The sequence below is a fragment of the Nocardioides sp. CPCC 206348 genome (assembly GCF_048654705.1).
Taxonomy (GTDB): Bacteria; Actinomycetota; Actinomycetes; order Propionibacteriales; family Nocardioidaceae; genus Nocardioides.
This window is the reverse complement of the sequence record NZ_JBMCZA010000186.1, coordinates 12,869-15,816: the sequence shown is the minus strand read 5'-3', so window position 1 is coordinate 15,816 and position 2,948 is coordinate 12,869. Positions and strand designations below refer to the sequence as shown.

General features: G+C 68.7%; 3 protein-coding genes and 1 pseudogene. 1 reads left to right on the top strand and 3 read right to left on the bottom strand.

Annotated features, from left to right (window positions below; translation table 11 throughout):
• Positions 1-731 (top strand): 3-methyladenine DNA glycosylase (locus tag ACOADB_RS15320; RefSeq protein WP_378600251.1); only part of this gene is annotated, 731 nt, incomplete at its 5' end.
• Positions 732-786: 55 nt separating this feature from the next.
• Here ACOADB_RS15320 and ACOADB_RS15315 read toward each other — a convergent pair.
• From ACOADB_RS15315 to ACOADB_RS15305, 3 genes and pseudogenes are all read right to left on the bottom strand, one after another.
• Entirely contained in the window at positions 787-1,719 is a 933-nt protein-coding gene (locus ACOADB_RS15315) for a MetQ/NlpA family ABC transporter substrate-binding protein (protein WP_378600248.1), read from the bottom strand.
• 11 nt (positions 1,720-1,730) lie between these two features.
• Entirely contained in the window at positions 1,731-2,402 is a 672-nt protein-coding gene (locus ACOADB_RS15310; RefSeq protein ID WP_378600246.1) for a methionine ABC transporter permease, read from the bottom strand.
• A pseudogene (locus tag ACOADB_RS15305) lies at positions 2,399-2,948 on the bottom strand (hypothetical protein); the annotation flags it as partial. The gene ACOADB_RS15310 and the pseudogene ACOADB_RS15305, both read right to left, overlap by 4 nt.

Here is a 2,948-nt window from a genome sequence, read left to right as displayed (position 1 = left end):
AGCTGCGGCGCTGGCACCCGGGGTACGGCGTCGTACTCCGCGACGGCGAGGAGTACGCGGGTCTCAAGGGCTACGGCGCCGCGCAGGTCGAGGAGGTTGCGCAGCAACCGTCTCGAGACCAGTCCGTGACCGCAGAGTACGTCGCTTCGCAGCGGACGTTGATCGAGACCCTCCACCGCCTGCTGTCGGCCACCGCCGGACGCGCCCCGCACTTCGGCTGCTTCGGCCTGCACGAGTGGGCGATGGTCTATCGCCTCGCCGAGGACGAGACCCGGCACGCGGACTGGCCGTTGCGCCTCGGGCCCGCTGGCACCGACGAGGTCGTGGCAGAGCACAGGATCGCGTGCTCCCACTTCGACGCGTTCCGCTTCTTCACGCCGCCCGCGCGGCCACTGAACACGCTCTCCCCCGGGCCTTCCGACCGACCGTCGTTCGAGCAGCCCGGGTGCCTGCACGCGGGCATGGACCTCTACAAGCACGCGTTCCGGCTCTCGCCGATGATCTCGTCGGACCTGGTGGCCGACTGCTTCGAGCTCGCGTGGGACATCCGGACGCTCGACATGCGTGCGGCGCCGTACGACCTCGCGGACCTCGGCTTCGACCCGGTCCGCATCGAGACCCCCGAGGGCAAGGCCGAGTACGTCGACGCGCAGCGCCGGTTCGCGGAGCGGGGTGCGCCGCTGCGGGAGCGGTTGGTCGCCGAGTGCGAGCGGTTGCTGGAACCGGCTTAGCCCGCGCTGGGCACTCAACTGGTGCGTGCCCAGCGCGGACGAGTTGTCGTTGCGGTCAGTCGGCCGAGACCGGGGCGAGCTGGCCCGACAGGTTCGGGTCCGTGTTCTCGGCCAGGTAGGGCTGCACGCGCTCGTCGAAGAAGACCTTCTTCAGCTTCTCGACCTGCGGATCGTCGGCGTACTCGCTGCCGATGACGAGCTGGCCGGCGAACTCCTTGGGGGCGTCCGGCTCGAAGATGCGGAACTTCTCAGGCGTGCCGGCGTCGACGAACGACATGTTGTAGTCGATGACCGCGTCCACGGAGTCGAGCGTGCGCGGGCCGGCGCCGTACTCGATGTAGGTGAACTTGTAGCCGCCGATGTTCTCGTCGATGTCCTGCTCGGTGGCGGCCCACGGGTCGACGCCGTCCTTGAAGGTCAGCTTGCCGGCGCGCTCGAGGATCCACAGTGCCTGGGCGGTGTTCGCGGGGTCGTTGAGGAGCGCGACCTCGGCGCCGTTCGGGAGTTCATCGAGCGAGGCGTACTTGTTGGAGTAGACGGAGTACGACCACTGGAAGACCTCGCCGAGCGCCGACAGCTTCATGCCGGTCGCGTCGGTGACCTGCTTGAGCCAGTGCTTGTGCTGGTAGATGTTGGCGATGTACTTGCCGTCTGCGGTGGCCTGGTCGAGCTGGTTGCCGTCCTCGATGCCGACGCCCTTGATGGTCACGCCGTAGTCGGGTGCGATCTCCTTGTCGAGGTAGTCGAGGAAGGCCTTCTCGCTGGCGCTGCTCGCCTGGTAGGCGATCTCGAAGTCGTTGCCGAAGTGGCTGCCCGCAACGGTCTTCTCGTCGTCGCCGGTGAACTTGAAGACCAGGAAGAGGGCCAGGGCAAGGACGACGACCGCGCCGACGGCGGGCCACAGCCACTTCCTGCGGGCGCCACCGAGGTCGATGAGGTCGCTCGCCTCCTCGATGGTCTTCCTACCGGGCTGCTGGGTGGTGGACATGCTGGTTCCTTTCAGTGGGTGAGAGCCCGGACGATCCGGTCACCGGAGAACTGGATGAGCTGGACGATCGCGATCAGCAGCACGATGCAGGCGATCATGATGTTGTCGTCGAAGCGTCGGTAGCCGTAGTTGACGGCGAGATAGCCGATGCCGCCGGAGCCGATCGCGCCCGCGATGGCGGAGTACTCGATCATCGCGACGACATTGAGCGTCAGGCCGCCGGCCAGGCCGGGCAGCGCCTCGCGCAGCTGGATCGAGGTGATGATCTGGCGCTTGCTGCTGCCTGCGGCGAGGCCGACGTCGAGGAGCTCGCGCGGTACGTCGCGCACCGCGCCCTCGGTGAGCCGGGCGAAGAACGCGATGCCGGCGATCGACATCGGGATCAGCGCCGCCTTGAAGCCGATCGTCGTGCCGAACACCAGCTTGGTCACCGGGATCACCGCAGCCATCAGCACGAGGAACGGCAGGGAGCGACCGAGGTTCGCGATCCAGCTGATCGACACGTGCACGGCGCGGTGGGGCGTGAGCCCGAGCGGCGAGGTGTTGAAGATGACGAGGCCGAGCGGGCCGCCGAGGAGGACGACGACCGACATCACGACGAGCACCATGCGGAAGGTCTCGCCGAGGGCCGGCAGCATCAGGTCGGGTACGTCGGGCCACGGGGTGCCGAGCAGGACGGTCATGCCACGCCCTCCTCGTGAGCGGCCGCCGGCACCGGGCGGAGCACCGCACGATCGACGGGCTCGGCGACGACACCGTGCTTGGCCAGCACCTCGATGACGCGACGGTCGTCCAGGCGCGGATCGAGACCGAGCGTGAGCCGACCGACGCGGGTCTCCCCCGCGGCCTCGACCAGGGCCGCGAGGACGGCGATGTCGGTGTCGAGCTCGCGACCGGCCTTCGCCAGCCACACCGGCGAGACCTGCTCGTGCTGGTACCGCACGCTCCACGGGCGAAGGCCGGCGTCGGCGGGGACGGGCGGCATCGGCAGGAGTGCCCTTGAGAGCGGCGAGTCGCTTCGTCGTACGACGTCGGCGACCGGACCCTGCTCGATGATCCGGCCGTGGTCGAGCTGGGCGACCACGTCGGCGATGGCGCGGACCACGTCCATCTCGTGGGTGATCACCAGGATCGTGACGCCGAGGTCGTCGCGGAGGTCGGTGAGCAGGTCGAGGATCGAGCGAGTCGTGTCGGGGTCGAGGCCCGAGGTCGCTTCGTCCGACAGCAGC

What these genes read in the sequence shown, in the direction of transcription:
- ACOADB_RS15315 (WP_378600248.1), bottom strand. Translation starts at nt 1,719, where the DNA reads ATGTCCACCACCCAGCAGCCCGGTAGGAAGACCATCGAGGAGGCGAGC.
- ACOADB_RS15310 (WP_378600246.1), bottom strand. Translation starts at nt 2,402, where the DNA reads ATGACCGTCCTGCTCGGCACCCCGTGGCCCGACGTACCCGACCTGATG.